Genomic DNA, 394 nt, shown 5'->3' with positions numbered 1-394 from the left:
GGCTTGATTGCCTTTTTCATCAGTTACATTGTAGTGGTAGATATATGTTCCTGGCTCATTTGTAGATACTTCACCAACATTTTCACCGTTCTTAGTTATAGTCACTACTATGTTCTCACTTATATCTCCATCTTTATTATCTAATGCTGTTGCTCCTGCATCTGTATACGTTCCTCCATAGGTTATTTCTTCATTATCATTTCCTACTAGGGTTATTACTGGAGCTTCTTCATCATCTTTTACTATTACTGTTCTTGTTACTTCATCTGCTTTGTTACCTTTTTCGTCAGATACATTATAGTGATAGATATATGTTCCTGGCTCATTTGTAGATATTGCATCTAAAAGGCTACCATCTTTAGTTATAGTCACCACTATATTTTCTGTTATATCT

At 34.0% G+C, this 394-nt stretch carries 1 protein-coding gene; it reads right to left on the bottom strand.

Annotation, left to right across the window (positions count from 1 at the left end):
* A partial coding sequence (locus AACQ14_RS23245; protein WP_339365938.1) for an immunoglobulin-like domain-containing protein occupies positions 1 to 394 on the bottom strand: 394 nt, incomplete at both ends.

This window comes from Vallitalea maricola, from assembly GCF_036985595.1.
GTDB classification, from domain to species: Bacteria; Bacillota; Clostridia; order Lachnospirales; family Vallitaleaceae; genus Vallitalea; species Vallitalea maricola.
The sequence above is the reverse complement of the archived record's forward strand: the minus strand, read 5'-3'. Positions and strand labels throughout refer to the sequence as shown.